At 70.3% G+C, this 18,894-nt stretch carries 21 protein-coding genes and 1 riboswitch; of the genes, 9 read left to right on the top strand and 12 right to left on the bottom strand.

All coding sequences use genetic code 11. From position 1 onward, the window contains the following. Nucleotides 1-162 precede the first annotated feature (162 nt). Nucleotides 163-1,083, bottom strand: coding sequence for a homocysteine S-methyltransferase (mmuM, locus tag ACLJQF_RS37640; RefSeq protein WP_410615049.1), 921 nt, complete (start codon nucleotides 1,081-1,083; stop codon nucleotides 163-165). 107 nt (nucleotides 1,084-1,190) lie between these two features. Between mmuM and ACLJQF_RS37635 the strand changes: the two genes are divergently transcribed. Further along, nucleotides 1,191-2,567: an amino acid permease gene (locus ACLJQF_RS37635; protein WP_410615048.1), complete on the top strand. Its 1,377-nt coding sequence runs from the start codon at nucleotides 1,191-1,193 to the stop codon at nucleotides 2,565-2,567. 46 nt (nucleotides 2,568-2,613) lie between these two features. On the opposite strand, the gene ACLJQF_RS37630 is transcribed toward ACLJQF_RS37635, so the two are convergent. The 6 genes from ACLJQF_RS37630 to ACLJQF_RS37605 form a co-directional block, all read right to left on the bottom strand. Then, the gene (locus ACLJQF_RS37630) at nucleotides 2,614-4,626 is read right to left on the bottom strand and encodes an ABC transporter ATP-binding protein (protein WP_410615047.1); all 2,013 of its coding nucleotides are present in this window, start codon (nucleotides 4,624-4,626) and stop codon (nucleotides 2,614-2,616) included. 73 nt (nucleotides 4,627-4,699) lie between these two features. Then, nucleotides 4,700-6,433: an ABC transporter ATP-binding protein gene (locus ACLJQF_RS37625; RefSeq protein WP_410615046.1), complete on the bottom strand. Its 1,734-nt coding sequence runs from the start codon at nucleotides 6,431-6,433 to the stop codon at nucleotides 4,700-4,702. Next, the gene (locus ACLJQF_RS37620; protein WP_410615045.1) at nucleotides 6,427-7,086 is read right to left on the bottom strand and encodes a TetR/AcrR family transcriptional regulator; all 660 of its coding nucleotides are present in this window, start codon (nucleotides 7,084-7,086) and stop codon (nucleotides 6,427-6,429) included. The genes ACLJQF_RS37625 and ACLJQF_RS37620 overlap by 7 nt, the downstream gene beginning before the upstream one ends. 166 nt (nucleotides 7,087-7,252) lie before the next feature. Continuing rightward, the gene (locus tag ACLJQF_RS37615) at nucleotides 7,253-7,462 is read right to left on the bottom strand and encodes a hypothetical protein (protein ID WP_410615044.1); all 210 of its coding nucleotides are present in this window, start codon (nucleotides 7,460-7,462) and stop codon (nucleotides 7,253-7,255) included. Then, a complete protein-coding gene (locus ACLJQF_RS37610) occupies nucleotides 7,459-7,812 on the bottom strand; it encodes a DUF6232 family protein (RefSeq protein WP_410615056.1) in 354 nt (117 codons plus the stop codon). The genes ACLJQF_RS37615 and ACLJQF_RS37610 overlap by 4 nt, the downstream gene beginning before the upstream one ends. Nucleotides 7,813-7,817: 5 nt before the next feature. Continuing rightward, entirely contained in the window at nucleotides 7,818-8,027 is a 210-nt protein-coding gene (locus ACLJQF_RS37605; protein WP_410615043.1) for a hypothetical protein, read from the bottom strand. Nucleotides 8,028-8,335: 308 nt separating this feature from the next. Here ACLJQF_RS37605 and ACLJQF_RS37600 point away from each other — a divergent pair, with 308 nt between their 5' ends. The 7 genes from ACLJQF_RS37600 (at nucleotide 8,336) to ACLJQF_RS37570 (ending at nucleotide 13,637) form a co-directional block, all read left to right on the top strand. After that, a complete protein-coding gene (locus ACLJQF_RS37600) occupies nucleotides 8,336-9,580 on the top strand; it encodes a sensor histidine kinase (protein WP_410615042.1) in 1,245 nt (414 codons plus the stop codon). After that, the gene (locus ACLJQF_RS37595) at nucleotides 9,577-10,014 is read left to right on the top strand and encodes a roadblock/LC7 domain-containing protein (RefSeq protein WP_364246230.1); all 438 of its coding nucleotides are present in this window, start codon (nucleotides 9,577-9,579) and stop codon (nucleotides 10,012-10,014) included. The genes ACLJQF_RS37600 and ACLJQF_RS37595 overlap by 4 nt, the downstream gene beginning before the upstream one ends. A 95-nt stretch (nucleotides 10,015-10,109) precedes the next feature. After that, on the top strand, nucleotides 10,110-10,457 hold the full coding sequence (locus tag ACLJQF_RS37590; protein WP_410615055.1) for a DUF742 domain-containing protein: 348 nt from the start codon (nucleotides 10,110-10,112) through the stop codon (nucleotides 10,455-10,457). Further along, entirely contained in the window at nucleotides 10,432-11,058 is a 627-nt protein-coding gene (locus ACLJQF_RS37585; RefSeq protein ID WP_410615041.1) for a GTP-binding protein, read from the top strand. The genes ACLJQF_RS37590 and ACLJQF_RS37585 overlap by 26 nt, the downstream gene beginning before the upstream one ends. 71 nt (nucleotides 11,059-11,129) lie before the next feature. Beyond that, the gene (locus ACLJQF_RS37580) at nucleotides 11,130-12,356 is read left to right on the top strand and encodes a styrene monooxygenase/indole monooxygenase family protein (protein WP_410615040.1); all 1,227 of its coding nucleotides are present in this window, start codon (nucleotides 11,130-11,132) and stop codon (nucleotides 12,354-12,356) included. Between the two features lie 85 nt (nucleotides 12,357-12,441). Further along, complete coding sequence (locus tag ACLJQF_RS37575; protein ID WP_410615054.1) at nucleotides 12,442-13,317, top strand: Ku protein; 876 nt, start codon at nucleotides 12,442-12,444, stop codon at nucleotides 13,315-13,317. Between the two features lie 110 nt (nucleotides 13,318-13,427). Beyond that, nucleotides 13,428-13,637, top strand: a complete 210-nt coding sequence (locus ACLJQF_RS37570) for a hypothetical protein (protein ID WP_410615053.1) — start codon at nucleotides 13,428-13,430, stop codon at nucleotides 13,635-13,637. Between the two features lie 320 nt (nucleotides 13,638-13,957). On the opposite strand, the gene ACLJQF_RS37565 is transcribed toward ACLJQF_RS37570, so the two are convergent. From ACLJQF_RS37565 to ACLJQF_RS37545, 5 genes are all read right to left on the bottom strand, one after another. After that, nucleotides 13,958-14,113: a hypothetical protein gene (locus ACLJQF_RS37565; protein ID WP_285996763.1), complete on the bottom strand. Its 156-nt coding sequence runs from the start codon at nucleotides 14,111-14,113 to the stop codon at nucleotides 13,958-13,960. A 135-nt stretch (nucleotides 14,114-14,248) separates the two neighbouring features. After that, nucleotides 14,249-15,709 carry an adenosylhomocysteinase gene (ahcY, locus tag ACLJQF_RS37560; RefSeq protein ID WP_410615039.1) on the bottom strand — a complete coding sequence of 487 codons (1,461 nt, stop codon included), beginning with the start codon at nucleotides 15,707-15,709 and terminating at the stop codon, nucleotides 14,249-14,251. An 84-nt stretch (nucleotides 15,710-15,793) separates the two neighbouring features. Continuing rightward, a riboswitch (S-adenosyl-L-homocysteine riboswitch) is annotated at nucleotides 15,794-15,872 on the bottom strand. 31 nt (nucleotides 15,873-15,903) lie between these two features. Next, the gene (locus ACLJQF_RS37555) at nucleotides 15,904-16,386 is read right to left on the bottom strand and encodes a GNAT family N-acetyltransferase (RefSeq protein ID WP_410615038.1); all 483 of its coding nucleotides are present in this window, start codon (nucleotides 16,384-16,386) and stop codon (nucleotides 15,904-15,906) included. Continuing rightward, complete coding sequence (locus tag ACLJQF_RS37550) at nucleotides 16,383-17,090, bottom strand: hypothetical protein (protein WP_410615037.1); 708 nt, start codon at nucleotides 17,088-17,090, stop codon at nucleotides 16,383-16,385. Before ACLJQF_RS37550 ends, ACLJQF_RS37555 begins: the two co-directional genes overlap by 4 nt. 57 nt (nucleotides 17,091-17,147) lie before the next feature. Then, a complete protein-coding gene (locus ACLJQF_RS37545; RefSeq protein WP_410615036.1) occupies nucleotides 17,148-18,038 on the bottom strand; it encodes an AurF N-oxygenase family protein in 891 nt (296 codons plus the stop codon). A gap of 87 nt (nucleotides 18,039-18,125) precedes the next feature. On the opposite strand from ACLJQF_RS37545, the gene ACLJQF_RS37540 reads away from it, so the two are divergent. Then, nucleotides 18,126-18,797: a TetR/AcrR family transcriptional regulator gene (locus ACLJQF_RS37540; protein WP_410615035.1), complete on the top strand. Its 672-nt coding sequence runs from the start codon at nucleotides 18,126-18,128 to the stop codon at nucleotides 18,795-18,797. Nucleotides 18,798-18,894: the final 97 nt, after the last annotated feature.

Below are 18,894 nucleotides of genomic sequence, written 5' to 3'. Positions count from 1 at the left end.
CGGCCAACTCGCCCGGGTTCTCCGGCGTGTTGGCCGTTGCGGCGGGCGAGTTGGCCGCTCCGGTTGGCATGAAACCGAATTCGCCAACAGCATCCTCGGACGTCCCGAATGAGTCATTCGCGACACCGGCGGCCGCGGCTGTCCGGGCAGGCGAGGGTGGACTCAGGTCGCGGGCGTCGCGACGGCGGCGGCCAGTTCGGCGATCTCGGCCGGACCGACGCGGCAACAGCCCCCGATCAGCCTGGCGCCGGCATCGGCCCAGCCGCGGACGTCCTCCGGCGCGAAGCTCGGCCGGCCGGTCCACCGGCGGCCCGCGGCGTCCCACACCTCGCCGCTGTTGGGGTACACGACCACCGGCTTACCGGTGACGTCCGCCGCGAGCGCGACGGCGGCCGGCACGTCGCCCGGTGCGCTGCAGTTGATCCCGGTGGCGATCACCTGGGGGACGCCGGTGGCGAGCGCGAAGGCGTCGCGGAGTGGCTGGCCGGACCGGGTCGACGTCCCGTCCACGGTGTAGGACAGCCACACCGGGATGTCCAGCTCCTCGGCGATCCGGACGAGCACCTCGGCTTCCTCGACGTCCGGGATGGTCTCGACGGCGAACAGGTCCGGGCCGGCCTCGGCGAGGGCCTCCAGCCGCGGCCGGTGGAAGTCGCGGAGCTGCGTCGCGCTCAAGCCGTACCGCCCCCGGTACTCCGAGCCGTCGGCCAGGGACGCGCCGTACGGTCCGACCGACGCGGCGATCCACAGTGGACGGTCCGGGCCCGCGTACCGCTCCCGGGCCGTCCGAGCGAGGGAGACGCTGCGGCGCAACAACCTCGCGGTCTCTTCGGCGGGGATGCCGTGGCGGGCGAACCCGGCGAAACTGGCCTGATAGCTCGCGGTGAGGACGACGCTCGCCCCGGCCGCGAAGTAGGCGAGGTGCGCATCGGCGACGGCCGCGGGATCGTCACGCAGGAGGCGTGCGGTCCACAGCTCGTCGGACAGGTCGTGCCCGGCGGCCGCCAGCTGGTTGGACAGCCCGCCGTCGATGACGACCGGGCCGCGGGACAGCGCGCTTGCGAGAGAACCATCGATGGGCACGTGGGCGAACGTAGCACTCCCAGTCCGTGGGAGCCGGCCTTCCCGGCTCGTAAGATCCACTCGCCGCCGAACGTCCACAAGGGACGTCCCCACCCGGAAGAGTGAGCATGTCGCCGAACCCCGCCGAGCCGCAGTCCGGCCGGAGCCCCGACAGTCCCGCCGAACCGCCTGCGAAGCGCAGGTTCGGCCTGCTGACCGCGGTGTGCCTGGTCACCGGCAACATCATCGGCGGCGGGGTGTTCCTGCTGCCCGCGACGGTGGCGCCGTACGGCACCGTGAGCATCCTGGCGCTGGGGGTGCTGACCGTGGGCGCGGTGGCGCTGGCGGTGCTCTTCGGCAGGCTCGCCGCCCGCACGCCGGTCACCGGCGGGCTCTACGTCTACCCACGCGAGGCGTTCGGCGATTTCGCCGGGTTCGTGTCGGTCTGGTCCTACTGGACGATGACCTGGGCCAGCAACGCGGCGCTGGCGGTCGCGGCCGTGGGGTACCTGCAGGTGCTGCTCCCGGTGCCCGGCGGCGCGGGCTGGCAGGCCTTCCTCGCACTGGCCGTGCTGTGGCTGCCCGCGATCACGAACTTCGCCGGACTCAAGTACGTCGCGGCCGCCCAGATCGTCTCGACCGTCCTGAAGTTCCTGCCGCTGGCCGTGGTCGCCGTCGTCGGGCCGTTCTTCGTCCACGCGGACAACTTCGGGCCGTTCGACGCGACCGGCCAGGGCGTGCTGCCCTCGATGACGGCCGCCGCGGCGCTCCTGCTGTACTCCTACCTCGGCGTGGAGTCGGCGGCGGTCAGCGCGGGCGAGGTGCGGAACCCGGCGCGCACCGTCATCCGGGCGGGCGTCCTGGGCACGGTCGCCTCCGCGGTGGTCTACGTGCTGGGCACCGTCGCCGTGTTCGGCCTGGTCCCGCACACCGCGCTGGCCGGCTCGACGGCCCCGTTCTCCGACGCGTTGGACGCGATGTTCGGCGGAACGGCCGGTGGCGTGGTGATGGCCGGCGCGGCGGTGCTGTCGATCGTCGGCGCCCTCAACGGCTGGATCCTGATGAGCGCCCAGATGCCCTACGCCGCCGCCGTCGACGGGCTCTTCCCACGGGTGTTCACCCGGGTGCGCCGGGACGTCCCCTGGGCCGGGGCGCTGATCGGCGTCGTCCTGGCTTCGGTGCTGATCCTGTTCAACTACCTCAGCGGGACCGCGGAGGTCTTCCGGGTCCTGGTGCTGATCACGAGCTTCACCGCGGCCGTTCCCTACCTGCTGTCCGCGGCCGCCCAGCTGCACTGGCTGGCGCGCGGAGACCGCGAGAAGGTCCGCGGCGGCCGCCTGGCGCTGGACGTCACCGTGGCCGGGGTTTCGTTCGCCGTGTCGGTGTGGCTGATCGCCGGGGCCAGCTACGCGGCGGTCTACCAGGGCACGTTGTTCCTCGCCGCCGGCCTGCTCGTCCACACCTGGCTCTCGGCCCGGCGGTCCGCCCCGGCCGAGGCCGGCTGACGTCGTGGGTCGCCGCGGCGAGCGCGGCGACCCACGATCGGCACCGTCAGTCCGTTTCCGCCACGGCTTCCGCGAACTGCGCGGCGTACAGCCGCGCGTACGCGCCACCGCTGTGCAGCAGCGTCTCGTGGTCGCCCTGCTCCACGATCTGCCCGTGCTCCATCACCAGGATCACGTCCGCGTCGCGGATCGTCGAGAGGCGGTGCGCGATGACGAAGCTGGTGCGGCCGCTGCGCAGCGAGTTCATCGCCCGCTGGATGAGCACCTCGGTGCGGGTGTCGACCGAGCTGGTCGCCTCGTCGAGGATGAGGATCACCGGCTTGGCCAGGAACGCCCGCGCCACCGTGATCAGCTGCTTCTCACCCGCGCTGACCGTGCCGCCCTCGTCGTCGAGCACCGTTTCGTACCCGTCCGGCAAGGTCCGCACGAAGCGGTCCACGTAGGTCGCCTGTGCGGCCTCGATGATCTCCTCGCGGGTCGGGTCGTCGGCGCCGTAGGCGATGTTCTCCGCGATCGTGCCGCCGAACAGCCACGCGTCCTGCAGCACCATGCCGGTCTGGTCGCGCAGCTCCTCGCGGTTCATCTTCGCGATGTCGACGCCGTCGAGGGTGATCCGCCCGCCGTCGAGCTCGTAGAACCGCATGAGCAGGTTGACCAGCGTCGTCTTCCCCGCCCCGGTCGGGCCGACGATCGCCACCGTCTGACCGGGTTCGACGGTCAGCGAGAGGTCCTCGATCAGCGGCTTGTCCGCGAGGTAGCGGAAGGAGACGTCCTCGAACTCCACGCGCCCGCGGATGACGGACGGCCGCTCCGGGTTCACCGGTTCCGGCGCCTGCTCCTCGGCGTCGAGCAGGGCGAAGACCCGCTCGGCCGAAGCGACGCCGGACTGCAGCAGGTTCGCCATGCTGGCGATCTGCGTCACCGGCTGGCTGAACTGGCGCGAGTACTGGATGAACGCCTGCACCTCGCCGAGCGTGAGGTTGCCCGACGCGACCCGCAGCGCGCCGATCACGGCGACCAGCACGTAGCTCAGGTTGCCGATGAACATCATCGCCGGCTGGATCATGCCGGAGATGAACTGCGCCTTGAAGCTGGCCTGGTACAGCGTTTCGTTCTGCTTGTCGAAGATCGCCGCGGACTCGTCGCGGCGGCCGAACACCTTGACCAGCGAGTGCCCGGTGTACATCTCCTCGACGTGGGCGTTGAGCTTGCCCGTCGTCGACCACTGCTTGATGAAGTTCGGCTGCGCCCGCTTCCCGACCTTCGCGGCCACGACGGCCGACAGCGGCACCGTGAGCAGTGCGATCAGCGCCAGCAGCGGCGAGATCAGGAACATCATGATCAGTACGCCGATCACCGTCAGCAGCGACGAAACGATCTGCGACAGCGTCTGCTGCAGCGACTGCGCCAGGTTGTCGATGTCGTTGGTGACGCGGGAAAGCACCTCGCCGCGCGGCTGGCGGTCGAAGTACTTCAGCGGCAGCCGCGCGAACTTCTCCTCGACCTCCTGGCGCAGCCGGTACACCGCCTGCTGCACCAGGGTCGTCGTCAGCCGGGCCTGGATGAGCCCGAAGAACGACGAGACGACGAACAGCGCCAGCACGGTCAGCAGGATCTGGCCGACCTTGTCGAAGTCGATCCCGACGCCGGGCACGAGGTCGACCCGGCTGTAGATGTCGGCGAGCGTGCTGTCGCCGCGGGCCCGCAGGCCGGCGACGATCTGCTCCTTGGTGACCCCCGGTGGCACCTGCTTGCCGAGCACACCGGCGAGGATGGCGTCGGTGGCCTGGCCGAGGATCTTCGGCCCGATCACGGTCAGCGCGACGCTGGCCGCGCCGAGCACGAGGACGCCGATCAGGGCGGCCCGCTGCGGTCTCAGCAGCTGCAGCAGCCGGTTGAGGGAACCCTTGAAGTCCAGCGCCTTCTCCGCCGGCGCGCCGCCGCTCATCCAGCGGGCCGCCGGTCCGGCGGCCGCGGCACCGGTGTTCTTGTGCCGCTCGGCGGTCGGCCGTTCCCCGGCCTCGGTCACGGCGGCTTCGGGCGATTCCGTCGTACTCACGCCGCCTCCTCGCTGGCGCTCGGCGGCGCCGCGAGCGGCACTGCTGTGTCTATTGCGGACCTCGCAGGCTCGGTCACGCGGCCTCCTGTTCGGTGAGCTGGGACAGCACGATCTCCCGGTAGGTTTCGTTGCCGTCCATGAGTTCGTGGTGGGTGCCGGTGCCGACGACGCGGCCCTCGTCGAGGACGATGATGCGGTCGGCGCCCCGGATGGTGCTGACCCGCTGCGCGACGATGACCACCGTCGCGTCCTTCGTCTCCGACACCAGCGCGCGGCGCAGGGCCGCGTCGGTCGCGTAGTCGAGCGCCGAGAACGAGTCGTCGAACAGGTAGATCTCCGGTTTGTGCACCAGCATCCGGGCGATCGCGATCCGTTGCCGCTGCCCGCCCGAGACGTTCGTGCCGCCCTGGGCGATCGGTGCGTCGAGGCCCTCGGCCATCGCTTCGACGAACTCCTTGCCCTGGGCCACCTCCAGCGCGTGCCACAGCTCTTCGTCGGTCGCGTCCGGATTGCCGTACCGCAGGTTGCTCGCCACCGTCCCGGCGAACAGGTACGGCTTCTGCGGCACCAGCCCGACCGCGCGGGCGAGCACGTCCGGGTCGAGGTCGCGGACGTCGACGCCGTCGACCTTCACCGTGCCGGTGGTGGCGTCCATCAGCCGGGGGATCAGGTTGAGCAGCGTGGTCTTGCCGGTGCCGGTCGACCCGATCACGGCGGTGGTCTCCCCGGGCCGCCCGATCAGCGAAATGTCGCACAGCACCGGCTTTTCCGCGCCGGGGTAGCGGAACTCCACCCCGGACAGTTCCAGGTGCCCGCGCACCGCGCCCGGGCGGATCGGCGACACCGGCGGGCGGACGCTCGACTCGGTGTCGAGCACCTCGCTGATCCGCTCGGCGCTGACCTCTGCGCGCGGCACCATCATGAACATGAACGTGGCCATCATGACGGCCATCAGGATCTGCAGCAGGTAGGACAGGAACGCCGTCATGGCGCCGATCTGCATGCTGCCGGAGTCGATCCGCTGGCCGCCGAACCACAGCACCGCGACGCTGGAGGCGTTCATCACCAGCATCACGATCGGGAACATCAGCGCCATCAGCCGCCCGACCCGCAGCGACACGGTGAGCAGCTCGTCGTTCGCGACGTCGAAGCGCTTGCGTTCGTGGGTGTCGCGCACGAACGCGCGGATGACCCGGATGCCCATGATCTGCTCGCGCATGATCTGGTTGATCCGGTCGATCCGCACCTGCATCAGCCGGAACGCGGGCCGCATCTTGGCGATGATCGTGCCGACCGCGACCGCCAGCACCGGCACGATGACCAGCAGCAGCGACGAGAGCGGCACGTCGAGGTTCAGCGCCAGGATGATGCCGCCGACGCACATGATCGGCGCGGACACCATCAGCGTCAGCGTCATCAGCACCAGCATCTGGACTTGCTGGACGTCGTTGGTGGTGCGGGTGATCAGCGACGGCGTGCCGAACTGGCCGACCTCGCGGGCCGAGAAGTCCTGCACCCGGTGGAAGACCCCGGCGCGGATGTCCCGGCCGATCGCCATCGCCGTGCGCGCGCCGAAGTACACCGCGCCGATCGAGCCGGCGATCTGGGCCAGCGTGACCGCGAGCATCACCACGCCGATCCGCAGGATGTAGGGCATGTCACCCTTGATCAGGCCGTTGTCGACGATGTCGGCGTTCAGCGTCGGCAGGTAGAGCATGGCGATCGTCTGCACCAGTTGGAGTGCGACGATCACCCACAGTGTGCTCCGGTACGGGCGCAGGTGGCTGCGCAGGAGCTTGACTAGCACAACGATTCCCCCATGGTGGTGGTGTTCGATTCGGGTTTCGGGGTGGTGCCACCGGTCAGGGTCGGCATCCCGGCGGACAGCTCGTCCAGCAGCCGCTCCAGCGTCGACAGGAGCGGCTCGCCTTCGGTGAACCAGTTGACGAAGGCGACGCGGACGGCACTTTCCACCGAGGAGGCCATCAGCCGGCACAGCAGGTGGTCCACACCGCCCACCCGTTTCGCGATCGTTTCGGCGAGGACCCGCTCGACCGCCGCGTGGGCGTTCAGGAATTCGCCACGCAGCATGAGCTGGCCCATCAGCTCCCGGATACGCGCAACATACGCGCGATCCGGCTCGCCTTCACGTGAATATTGCTCGAGCACGGCCTGCTTGACGGATTCCCAGAGCGGCTCGTCCTCCGGCCGGTCGAGCAGGGCTTCGCGCATCCCCTCGTGCCGGTCGACGACGACCGCGCAGACCGCCTGCTCCTTGCTGGAGAAGTAGTTGTTGAACGTGCGGGGGGAGACGCCGACCTCGGTGGCGATGTCCTCGACCCGGACGTTCTCCAGCCCCCGCTCCAGCGTCAGCCGCAGGGCGGCCTGCGCGAGCGCCCGGCGGGCCTCGCGCTTCTTCCGCTCGCGCAGGGTGAGCTTCGGTGGTTCTTCCGGCGGCATGTGCAGAATGTAGCGAAAAATTTGCGTGCCGCGCAAAAAAGTGCGTGGCCCGCAAGTTTGGGACGAAGCGGACATGGGTCGGACGCTCGCGGTGAACGGACCTGGGGAGCGGCCGTGGCTGCTTTCGGCGCGCGGGGCCCGGCGGCTGCCGGCGGACGCTGCGCGGTTACTCCGATACGCCTGCGAGCAGGGCGACGACCAGCTGGGCCACGCCGCCCTTCACGGCCGACACGAGAGCCTCCTCGGCCCCGCCCTTCACCGCGTTGCCCAGAGCCGTGAGCCTTCCGGCCCGGGCCTTGACCGCATCGACGACCGCAGCCGGGTTCGTGACGGAACCGTCCGGGCGGACCACGCCGTCGGATTTCAGCCGGGTCACCAACGACTGCAGCTCCGCGACTGCCGCGTCCAGTTCCGCCTGCGAGATTCCTCCGGTGCGGTCGACCACCATCGTGTTGTGCGTGCCGCGCTGCCGGTATTGATCGCCGAAGACGATATCGCCGCCGGCGTGCAGACTCGCTCGCCCGCCGGCGGATTTTCGATCGCGTGGGTGATTTCGCGTTTGAGCTGTTCCAGCTCGTACGGGTCCCGGCCGGTCAGCGCGGTGAACTCCGCACCCGGGGTCTCGATGATCAGCGCGTACCGCGACCGGAGCCGTCCGTACGCCAACACCCCGAGCAGGTAGAGGATGCGCAGCATCGCGGCCAGCGTCGGAATGACGACGTACATGATCGTCACAGCTGGAACACCTTCACGGCGAGGACGAAGATCAGGAACGCGACGACGTAGCCGAGGATCTCCAGCAGCCGGTAGACCGGCGCGGGTCCGGACGGGACGATGCGCTTGACCCGCACTCGCGAAATGGTGGCGAGCGAGTAGACGGCGTTGCCGAGGTGGACCGTTCGCTTGTCGATGCGGATCTCTGCCGGAGGCGCCTTTGTCATGCCGTCCCAGTCGCTCGGGGCGCCGGATCGGTTACACCCGGTTCCGGCTTGCCGCCGCCGGTGCGGATGCGGGATCGGCGCGTGTGCGCTCTGTTGCGACCCGCAATTTGCAAAATTGAACCGAATGGCCTAATCCGCTGCGCTCACCAGCAGCGACGGCCCGAAATCGTGGTCACGCAGGGCGATCGGACGGGGACGGCGTGTGGACATCCCACGAACCTTTCTGCTTGCATGTCCCGCATCGCCGCCGGGGGTCGGCGCAGCACAGTCGTTCGTTGAACACCCGATCAAGGAAGAAGTGGGACCACATGGCGAGCCGGGCCCGGGAACTCCTGGATCGATCACGCGTCCTGCTGGACCGCTCGCGGGTCGCTGCCGCGCAGTACCTCACCGCGCCTCCGAAGCACCCCGGACATCTGCCGCCCGCGGGGCCGGCCTTCGTCGAGCTGACCCGTCCCGAGCCGGTGGCGGCACCGGCCGGGGAAGGCGTGCTGGCCGAGATCTGCGCCAGCGTCGCCCTGCGTGACCTCAACCTCCTCGACCAGCTCCTCGCGCGGCTGGAGGAGCTGGAGGCGGGGGAGGAGGACCACCACCGCCTCGCCGAGCTCTACCAGCTCGACCACCTCGCCACGCGGCTGCGGCGCAACGCCGAGAACCTGCGCGTGCTGGCCGGGCAGGACACCGCCGGCGACGCCGCTCGCGCGACTTCGGTGCTCGACCTGATGCGCGAGGCGATGTCCTCGATCAACCACTACGCCCGGATCACCATCGGCCGCGTGGTCAATCTCGGTGTCGTCGGCTTCGCCGCGGAGGACCTGGGGCGGGTGCTGGCCGAGTTGTTCGACAACGCGGCCAACCAGTCCTCACCCAGCTCGCCGGTGCACGTGAGCGCGCACCTGACCGAGCAGGGCAGCGTGCTCGTCCGGATCGAGGACGAGGGCATCGGCATCCCCGCCGACCGCATCGGGGACCTCAACGAGCGACTCGCCGCCGGCGGCGACCTCGACGACGCTTCGGCGCGGCACATGGGGCTCGCCGTGGTCGCCCGCCTGGCCGCCCGGCACGGCGCCACCGTGCGGCTCGACCGGCGCAGCCCGCACGGCACGGTCGCCACCGTGCTGCTGCCCACCGGCGTCGTCACCGAGCTCGCCGAGCACGCGTGGTCGGGCACTCGGACCGTTGCGGTCGAACCGGTCAAGAGCGGGGCCGGCCGTGAGCCGACCACGGTCGGGGGGTTGCCGCGCCGCCGCGCCGGTGCCTTCCCCCGGGAGACGCCGGAGCCGGTGGCGGTGCGCAAGCCCAGCCCGCGGCCTCGCCCGGTCGAGGCCACCGCCGGCGGGACCACGGCGAACGGCCTGCCGCGCCGCGTGCCCGGCAGCATCCGCGGGGCCGCGCCGGAACCACCGCCACCTCCGCCGTCGCCACCGGCCGAAGGCGCGGCCGGCCACGAGCGGCTGCTCGCCGATCTCGGTGCGTTCGCCGACGGCGAGCAGGCGGCGCTGGCGGAGAACCGCACCCGGCAGGACGAGACGCCCGGAGGAACCGCCCGGTGAGCGCCCCCCACCCGGCCACGGCGAACTTCGCCTGGCTGCTCGATGACTTCGTGCGCAAGGTCCACGGCGTCAGTCACGCGCTGATCATGAGCGTGGACGGCTTCCCGCTCACCGCGTCGGACTCGGTCGGCGAGGCCGAGGCCGAACAGCTCGCCGCCATCGCCAGCGGCCTGCTCTCGCTGGCCGGCAACAGCGCGGCGCTGTTCGGGAAGGGCTCCTGCGAGCAGATCATCATCCGGCTCACCCACGGCTACTTCCTGTTCATGGGTATCGGTTCCGGTGCCGGGCTCGCGGTGCTGACCTCGGGCGAGGCGGACATGAAGGTGGTCGCTTACGAGATGACCCAGTTCATCACCAACGCCGGCCACGCGCTCACCCCCGAGGTGCGCGCGGAGCTGCGGCAGGTCCTGACCGCGCGCCGGCCCCGGATGTGACGCCCGTGCCGCACGAGGATGTGATGCCAGTGACGACCGGGTCCCCGTCGGACACCCCGCCGGACACCCCGCCGGACACCACGCCGGACACCACACTGCCCCGCCGGAGCCGCCGGATCCGCGCCTACGCGCTCACCGGCGGCCGCACCGGCACCCGGCACCAGCTGCTGGTGGAGACGCTGATCTCGGTGCCGCAGTACGACCCCGCGCTGAGCGACACGCTGATGCCCGAGTCGCGCTCGCTCTACGAACGCGCCCGGGCGCGGTGCTCGGTCGCCGAGCTGTCGGTCGGGCTGGACCTGCCGCTGGGTGTGGTGCGGGTGCTGCTGGGCGACCTCGCCTCCCAGGGCGCGGTGTTCGTCCACCCCACCGCGCACGCCTACCACCACGACACCAACGTCCTCGAGAGGATCCTTGATGGGCTCAAGCGGCTCCCCGCCTGAGGGCGATCTGCTGACGATCTCCGCGAAGATCGTCGTCGCCGGGGGCTTCGGTGTCGGCAAGACCACCTTCGTCGGTGCGGTGTCGGAAGTGCCGCCGATGAGCAACGAGGCGTGGATGACCGAGGCCGGGGAAGGCGTCGACGACCTCCCGCCGGGAAACAAGTCGACCACCACCGTCGCGATGGACTTCGGGCGGATCACGCTGCGCCCGGACCTGCTGCTGTACCTGTTCGGCACGCCGGGCCAGGCGCGGTTCTGGTTCCTGTGGGACGACCTGAGCCGCGGTGCGCTCGGCGCGGTCGTGCTGGTCGACACCAGCCGGATCGACGAGTCGTTCGCGGCGATCAACTACTTCGAGAACGACTCGGAGCTGCCGTTCGTCGTGGCGGTCAACCAGTTCGAGGGCAAACCGGTGCACGACCTCGACGAGGTGCGCGACGCGCTGGCCCTCGACCCGGCCGTCCCGCTGGTGACCTGCGACGCCCGCGACCGCGCGTCGACCATCGCCACCCTGACCGAACTGGTCGGTCACACGCTGTCGCTGGCGGTGCTCTCCGGTCCGGCGGGCCGCGAGCTCGCCGGCAGCATCCCGCACGCCTGAATTCCCGCACGAACTGAATTCCTGCACGACTGAATTCCTGCACGACTCAGCCCCGGAAGGTGAAGAGCTTCATGCGCAAGGTCCTGGTCGTGGGCGCCGGGCAGTCCGGCCTGCAGCTGGCCCTCGGGCTGCAGGCGAAGGACTACGACGTCACCGTGATGTCCGCGCGGACGCCGGAGGAGATCCGGGCCGGGCGGGTGATGTCGACGCAGTGCATGTTCCACGACGCGCTGCAGCACGAGCGCGACCTCGGGATCGACCTGTGGGAGGCCGAGACGGTCAACGTCGAAGGCCTCGGCGTCTCGGTGGCCGCCCCGGACGGCGGCCGCGCGCTCGACTGGTTCGCCGAGCTCGACCACCCCGCCCAGTCGGTGGACCAGCGGGTGAAGATGGCCGGCTGGCTGGAGCTGTTCGAAGACCGCGGCGGCAAACTCGTCATCCACGGCGTGATGACGTCCGAGCTGGACGCGCTGGCCCGCCTCTACGACCTGGTGATCATCTCGGCCGGCAAGGGCGAGCTGGTCCAGCTGTTCGACCGCGTGCCCGAGCGCTCGCCGTACACGCGGCCGATGCGCGCGCTTTCCCTGGTTTACGCCCACGGCGTGGGCCGGCGGCCGGAGCACCCGGACAAGATGGGGGTGCGGTTCAACATCGTCCCCGGCGTCGGCGAGCTGTTCATGATCCCGGCGTACACGCTGAGCGGGAACTGCGACATCCTGTTCTTCGAAGGCGTGCCCGGCGGGCCGCTGGACTGCTTCGACGACCACCCGGGGCCGGACGAGCACTTCCGGCGCGTGCTGGACCTGATGCGGCAGTTCGTGCCGTGGGAGTACGACCGCTGCCGCGACGCGGAGCTGACCGACGCGAAGGCGACCCTGGCCGGCGGCTACCCGCCGGTGGTCCGCCACCCGGTCGGCGCGCTGCCGGGCGGGGCGATCGTGCTGGGCATGGCCGACGTCGTCGTGGCGAACGACCCGATCACCGGGCAGGGCTCGAACAACGCGAGCCACTGCGCGGCGACCTACCTCGACGCGATCGTGGAGCGCGGTGACCGGCCGTTCGACGCGGCCTGGATGGAAGCGACGTTCGAGCGCTACTGGGAGTACGCCCGGCACGTGACCGAATGGACGAACGCACTGCTCCTGCCGCCGCCTCCGCACGTGCTCCAGATCCTCGGGGTGGCGGGGCAGAACCCGGCGGTCGCCCGCCGGTTCGCCAACGGATTCACCGACCCGGCCGACTTTCAACACTGGTTCATGGATCCGGCACTCTGGGAGAAATACCTGGCAGAGGTCTAGATCGCGGCCGCGGCGGGGTGTCGCCGGGGGACGATTCGGGCTACGGTAACTACCGAGCGTGAAGACGACCTCGGAGGTGCGTGGCATGCGGGCGATGTGGAAGGGCTCGGTGTCCTTCGGGCTGGTCAGCATCCCGATCCAGATGTACGCGGCCACCGAGAACAAGAACGTCTCCCTGCGCCAGGTGCACGAGGCCGACGGCGGCCGCATCCAGTACAAGCGGTTCTGCACGATCGACGGCGCCGAGGTGCCCTACGCCGAGGTCGCCAAGGGCTACGAGCTGCCCGACGGCGAGATGGTGGTGATCACCGACGCGGAGATGGCCGAGCTGCCGCTGTCCACCCAGCGCACGATCGACGTGCTGGAGTTCGTGCCCCTGGAGTCGATCGACCCGATCCAGTACGACCGGACGTACTACCTGGAGCCGCAGAAGAACGCGGTGAAGCCGTACGTCGTGCTGCGGGACGCACTGCACAAGTCGAGCCAGGTGGCCATCGCGAAGGTCGCGGTCCGGCAGCGGGAGAGCATGGCGGTGCTGCGGGTGCACGCCGACGTGCTGGTGATGACGACGATGCTGTGGCCGGACGAGGTCCGCGAGCCCGACTTCCCGTTCCTGCGCGACGACCCGCCGCAGATCCGGCCACAGGAGCTCACCATGGCCGGGTCGCTGATCGACTCGCTGGCCGAGCCGGTGTTCGAGCCGGAGAAGTACCACGACCACTACCGCGAGGCCCTCGAAGAGATGATCGAGGCCAAGGTCGCGGGCGACGACACGACCAAGCCCGCCGCCGTCACCGCCAAGGCCGACGTCGTCGACCTGATGGCGGCGCTGCAGGCCAGTGTGGACGCCGCGAAGAAGTCGCGACAGTCCTCTTCGGAGGCGGCCACGGCGTCCGATGAGGACGAGAAGCCGGCGAAGAAGAAGCCGGCCGCCCGCAAGCGGGCACCGAAGTCCGCCTGAGCCGCCTCGGACGGGTGGTTGTGCCGACACGCCGCCGGAGTGCCGTGCCCGCGCGCTTCCCGGTCCTACCGTGGGTGCACGTCGTCCACGAGCGCGAAAGGCGGCCGGTCATGAAATGCGCTTCTTGTGGCGCCGGGATCGATCACTGCCACGGCACGCTGGTGGTGCACCCGGAAGGCGGATTCGCCGAGTGCACCGATCCGGACTGTGCGGATGGTGACCGCGTGCGCCACGCGCTGATCGTCGACTGCCAGGGCGTCGGCGGTGGGTGCGGCTGTGCTGACTCGTGCCGTAAATCCTTGCTGCGCCAAGTTTCCTGAGCCTCCCGCCAGGATCCGCGAAGGCCTTCCCGGCCGGGTTCCCGCCCGCCGGGGAGGCTTTCGTGGCGTGCGGGGGTCGTCAAGGCCGTAACACGATCGTGTATGCAGCTGTGTACAGCGGCTTGGCGATGTGCTAACACTAACGGGGTCCTTCGGCTCTCCCTCCCCCTCGGAGCCGAAGGACCCTTTCACTTCCGGGGTGTCCGTTGTGGAGACGTCGGCTGCGCCGTGCACCGCCCCCGATTCCCCGGCCGCGAAGGCCGAACGGCCTGGCGCGTCAGCATTGCTGCCGACGCGCCAGGCCGTGGGGAGTCTCGAGATCAGTACCAGTGCGCACGCCCGCCGATCCGGCGGCCGGTGCCGCCCAGGATGGCCAGTGCCACACCGGCCACCGCGAGAATGATGCCGATGGTGTACAGCACCGGGATACCGACGATGAACCCGATGACCAGGAGAATTACACCGAGAACGATCACTTGACACACTCCTTCGCACGAGACCCGGCCCGGCTCCGTGCCGTCCGGGCGGATGCGCTTCTCTCGACGGGAGGATGGCCAGTTTCCCGATAAACCAAACTACGGCGAATGGAGCAACCTTGGATCAGAGTCAGGTCAGTACCGATAGTGATCGAGCTTGTACGGACCCTCGATGTCGACGCCGATGTACTCGGCCTGCTGCTTCGTCAGCTTGGTGAGTTTCACCCCGAGCGCGTCGAGGTGCAGGCGGGCCACCTTCTCGTCGAGGTGCTTCGGCAGCCGGTGGACGTCGGTGGCGTACTCGCCGGGCTTGGCGAACAGCTCGATCTGCGCGATCGCCTGGTTGGTGAACGAGTTCGACATCACGAACGACGGGTGCCCGGTCGCGTTGCCGAGGTTCATCAGCCGGCCCTCGGACAGCACGATGATCGCGTGGCCGTCCGGGAACGTCCACTCGTGCACCTGCGGCTTGATCTCGTTCTTCGTGACACCGGGGAGCTTCGCCAGCCCGGCCATGTCGATCTCGTTGTCGAAGTGGCCGACGTTGGCGACGATCGCGTTGTGCTTCATCCGGCTCATCTGGCCGGCCGAGACGATGCCGAAGTTGCCGGTCGTGGTGATGAAGATGTCGCCGGTGGCCACCACGTCGTCGAGCTCGACGACGTCCAGGCCGTCCATCGCCGCCTGCAGTGCGCAGATCGGGTCGATCTCGGTGACCGAGACCCGGGCGCCCTGGCCGCGCAGTGCCTCCACCGCGCCCTTGCCGACGTCGCCGTAACCGCAGACGACCACGCGCTTGCCGCCGATCATGACGTCGGTGGCCCGGTTCAGTCCGTCCACAAGGGAGTGCCGGATGCCGTACTTGTTGTCGAACTTGGACTTCGTCACGGAGTCGTTGACGTTCATCGCGGGGAAGAGCAGCTCGCCGTCCTTGGCGAGCTTGTAGAGCCGCTTGACGCCGTTGGTGGTCTCCTCGGTGACGCCGCGGATCTCCTTGGCCATCCGGGTGAACCGGTCGCTGTCGGCCGCCAGGCTCGCGCGCAGCGTCTCGAGGACGATCCGGTACTCCTCCGGGTCCTCTTCGGACGGCTGCGGCACCGCGCCCGCCGCCTCGAACTCGACCCCCTTGTGGACGAGCAGGGTGGCGTCGCCGCCGTCGTCGAGGATCATGTTCGGGGCCTGCCCGCCGGGGAAGGCGAAGAGCCGGTCGGTGCACCACCAGTACTCTTCGAGCGTCTCGCCCTTCCACGCGAACACCGAGGTGCCCGCCGGGGCGTCCACGGTGCCCTCCGGGCCGACGACGACCGCGGCGGCGGCCTCGTCCTGGGTGGAGAAGATGTTGCAGGACACCCAGCGCACCTGCGCGCCGAGGGCGACCAGGGTCTCGATGAGCACGGCGGTCTGCACGGTCATGTGCAGCGATCCGGCGATGCGCGCGCCCTTCAGCGGCCGCGAGGCGGCGTACTCGCGGCGGATCGCCATCAGGCCGGGCATCTCGTGCTCGGCCAGCCGCAGCTGCGTACGGCCGGCGTCGGCCAGCGCGAGGTCGGCCACGGCGAAGTCGAGGCCATTACGGGTCTGCAGTTTGTCACTCATGCTTCGATGCACTCCGGAGTCGTCGGCGAAACGCTCGGGAGGCAGCACGGAAGTCCACGGGAGACAAAGAAGAAGGCACCTCCCTCGCGGGAGGCGCCCTTGGAGTCATGGTTACGGGCCGAGCGTGGCGGAAGTCGATTCCGTCGCAGCGCCTCTCGGCCCGGAACCAGGATGGCAAAGCCGCGGTGAGGCTGTCAAGCGAGCGAGTGGGCCATGAGCACGTCGTCGACGTCGTGGCCGTCGATGCGGAATTCGCCCCGCAGCACGCCTTCCACGACGAATCCGCACTCTTCGTAGACCCGCCGGGCGGCGGTGTTGTGACCCAGCACGCGCAGGGTCAGCTTGCGGGCGCCGCGGTGCCGCGCCACGGACACGGCGGCGTCCACGAGCTGCCGCCCGATGCCGAGCCGCTGCCGGTCCGGGTCGACCGCGAGCCCGCCGAGCACCAGCACGTGCCGGTGGGCGTCGATGTCGAACCCCGGGGAGAGCCGGACGTACCCGGCGACCACGCCCTCGTGCTCCGCGACGAGGAAGTTCCCGGGCCGCGCGCCCTCCCCGAAGAAGGGCGTGCCCGGCTCCGGTGGGGGCGCGGGGGACACGGCAGAGCTCCAGGTTCGCGCGTCGATCTCGGCGAGCACGGCTTCGTCTTCGGCGCGGGCGAGGCGGATGGTGATCACCGGCTCAGTATTTCCCAGGCCTCGTTGACGATCGCGGTGAGCTCCCGCGGGTCACGGTTGCCTTGGGAGCTGAGGCTCCGCAGCGTGACGGTCAGGCCGGGGCCGGTGCGCTGGCAGTTCACGACGAAGGACTGCTCGGGGTCCGGTTCCGAGCCGACGGGGGTGGACGGGTTGTGCCGCAGGCACTGCACGGCGCCGGCGCGCACGAGTTCGGTGCCCGGCACGGCCAGGCCGAGTGCCTCGATGTCCTCGTACGGGGCCACTAGCTCGGGGGAGGGCGCGCGCACGGCGATCAGCTGGACCCCACGCCGCAGCCCGTCGTCCTGGTACTGCTGGACGATGGTGCCGGCCCCGCCGTAGGCCGCCGACGTCCGGGCCGCGGTCTCCCGGTCGGTCTTGTCGATGCGGGCGATCGTGGACTGGCCCTTGACCGAGTCGAGCTTCGCGATCGCGTCCTGGGCCCGGCTCAGGTCGCCGAGCCGGGGCGGCGCGGCGAGCGACCGGCCGCTCGGCGTCCCGGCGAACAGACTCAGCACCAGCCACGGCACGCCGACCAGCGCCGCGCCCGCCAGGAAGCCGATCAGGCCGGTCACGGCCGGCCGGGCGAGCAGCGAACGGCGTGGCGCCGGGGTGGGGGCCGGGGTGGGGGCCGGGTGTGCGGGCGCGGGTTCGAGCGGGAGGTCCTGCGGCGGTTCGGCAGTCACCGGGCCATCGTGGCGCAGTCCGGAACGTCGCGGAAAGGGGATTTTTACGGCTGGCGATCAGAGCAGGTGCGCACGCCGCCAGATGCCCTCCGAGCGGCCGCCGATCAGCCCCGCGTCGCGCAGGAACGGCACGATCTTCCCGGCCATCCAGCGGCGCGTCTCGTGGAAGTGCGGGTTCGCCAGCGCCGCGGCGCGGCCTTCGCGTGGGTCGATGCCGACGCTGCGGTAGATCCGCGGGTCGACCATGCTGTCGATCACGCCGAACGCGACCAGTGCGGTCCGCAGCCGGTGCCGCTGCAGGGCCGCCTTCGATAGCTTCGGCGTCTCGCGCAGCACCTCCTCCTTGGCGAACCGGACGTGCCGGGCCTCCTCGACCACGTGGATGCGGTTGACCGAGCGGATCAGCGGCTGGATGCCGTCGTCGTCCATCATCGACCGCTGGAGCCGGTCGGTGGTCTCCTCCGCGACCAGCACACTGGCGAACATCGACGGCCCGGCCGCGGTCGCGCCGAACACCTTCGCGGCCCGGTGGACCACCTTCGGGACGCCGTAGCGCGGGACGCCGAGCCGCTCGGCGGTGCGCGCGAACATCACCGAGTGCCGCGTCTCGTCGCCGATCTCGGTCATCGCGTACTGCGCGTGCTCGGTGCGCGCGTCGAGGTCGAAGACGTACCGGGCGAGCAGCTGCATCAGGACGATCTCGAACCACAGGCCGACGCTCATGATGCTGGCGATCTCGTGCTTGGACAGCTCGATCCGCTGCTCTGGCCTCAGCTTCGCCCAGAGGTCGGTGCCGTAGAGGGAGAGGCGTTCGAGCGGCATGTAGGCCTTGTCCTCGGCGAGCGGCGCGTCCCAGTCGATGTCGACGTACGGGTCGTAGGAGTTCTTCGCGGAGCTCCTGAGCAGGCGAGCCGCGGTGACGTCCCGGTCCTGGGCCTCGACGCCCATGGCGACCTCCGAAAAGTAAGGGGTACGCGTTGTACTAGCTAGTTCGGGAGCGTACACCGCCCGGCGGTGCCTGAGTAGGCTTTCGCCGTGACCAAGGTCGACGGACGGGCGACGCGCTGGGCGGGCCAGCAGGAACGACGGCGCGCGGAGTTCGTCGACGCCGCGCTGGCCGCCATCGCCGAGCACGGCGCGGACGTCTCGACCGAGCAGATCGCCGAACGCGCCGGCGTCGCCCGCACCCGCCTGTACCGGCACTTCGACGGCGCGGACGACCTCCGGCGGGCGATCGCGCAGCGGGCGGCCGAGCTGGTGACGGCCGACCTGGCGCCGCTCTGGCACCCCGAGGGCTCGCCGAACGAGATGATCTCGACGGTGATCGCGACGCACCTGCGCTGGCTGACCGAGCACGCCCACCTGCACCGCTACCTCGCCCGCGGGCAGCCGGGCGCCCCGGACGACCGCCCGGACGTCCGCGGCGCGATCGCCCGCCACCTCAGCCGCCTGTTCACCGGCTACCTGACGGCGTTCGGCCTGGACCCGGCCCCGGCGGACACGATCGCGTTCGGCCTGGTCGGCTACGTCGAATCGGCGACGACCCGCTGGCTCGACCACCCGGGCACGCTCACCCTGCCCCAGCTGACGGCCCAGCTCACCGGCACGATCTGGGCGATGCTGGACCACACGCTGCGGGCGGGCGGGGTGGAACTGGACCCGGACCGCCCGTTGCCCCTCCCGGACAACCTCCCGCCCCGGTCGTGAGTGAGAAACAGTGTTCTGGCGAACGGTCTTTGCCGACCCACGTTGTCAGTCGAGCCAACTCACCGCCCGGAACGGCCAACTCACGCACCGGAACGGC

Origin of the sequence: Amycolatopsis sp. lyj-109 (genome assembly GCF_046548995.1) — a bacterium.
Classification (GTDB): Bacteria; Actinomycetota; Actinomycetes; order Mycobacteriales; family Pseudonocardiaceae; genus Amycolatopsis.
The sequence above is the reverse complement of the archived record's forward strand: the minus strand, read 5'-3'. Positions and strand labels throughout refer to the sequence as shown.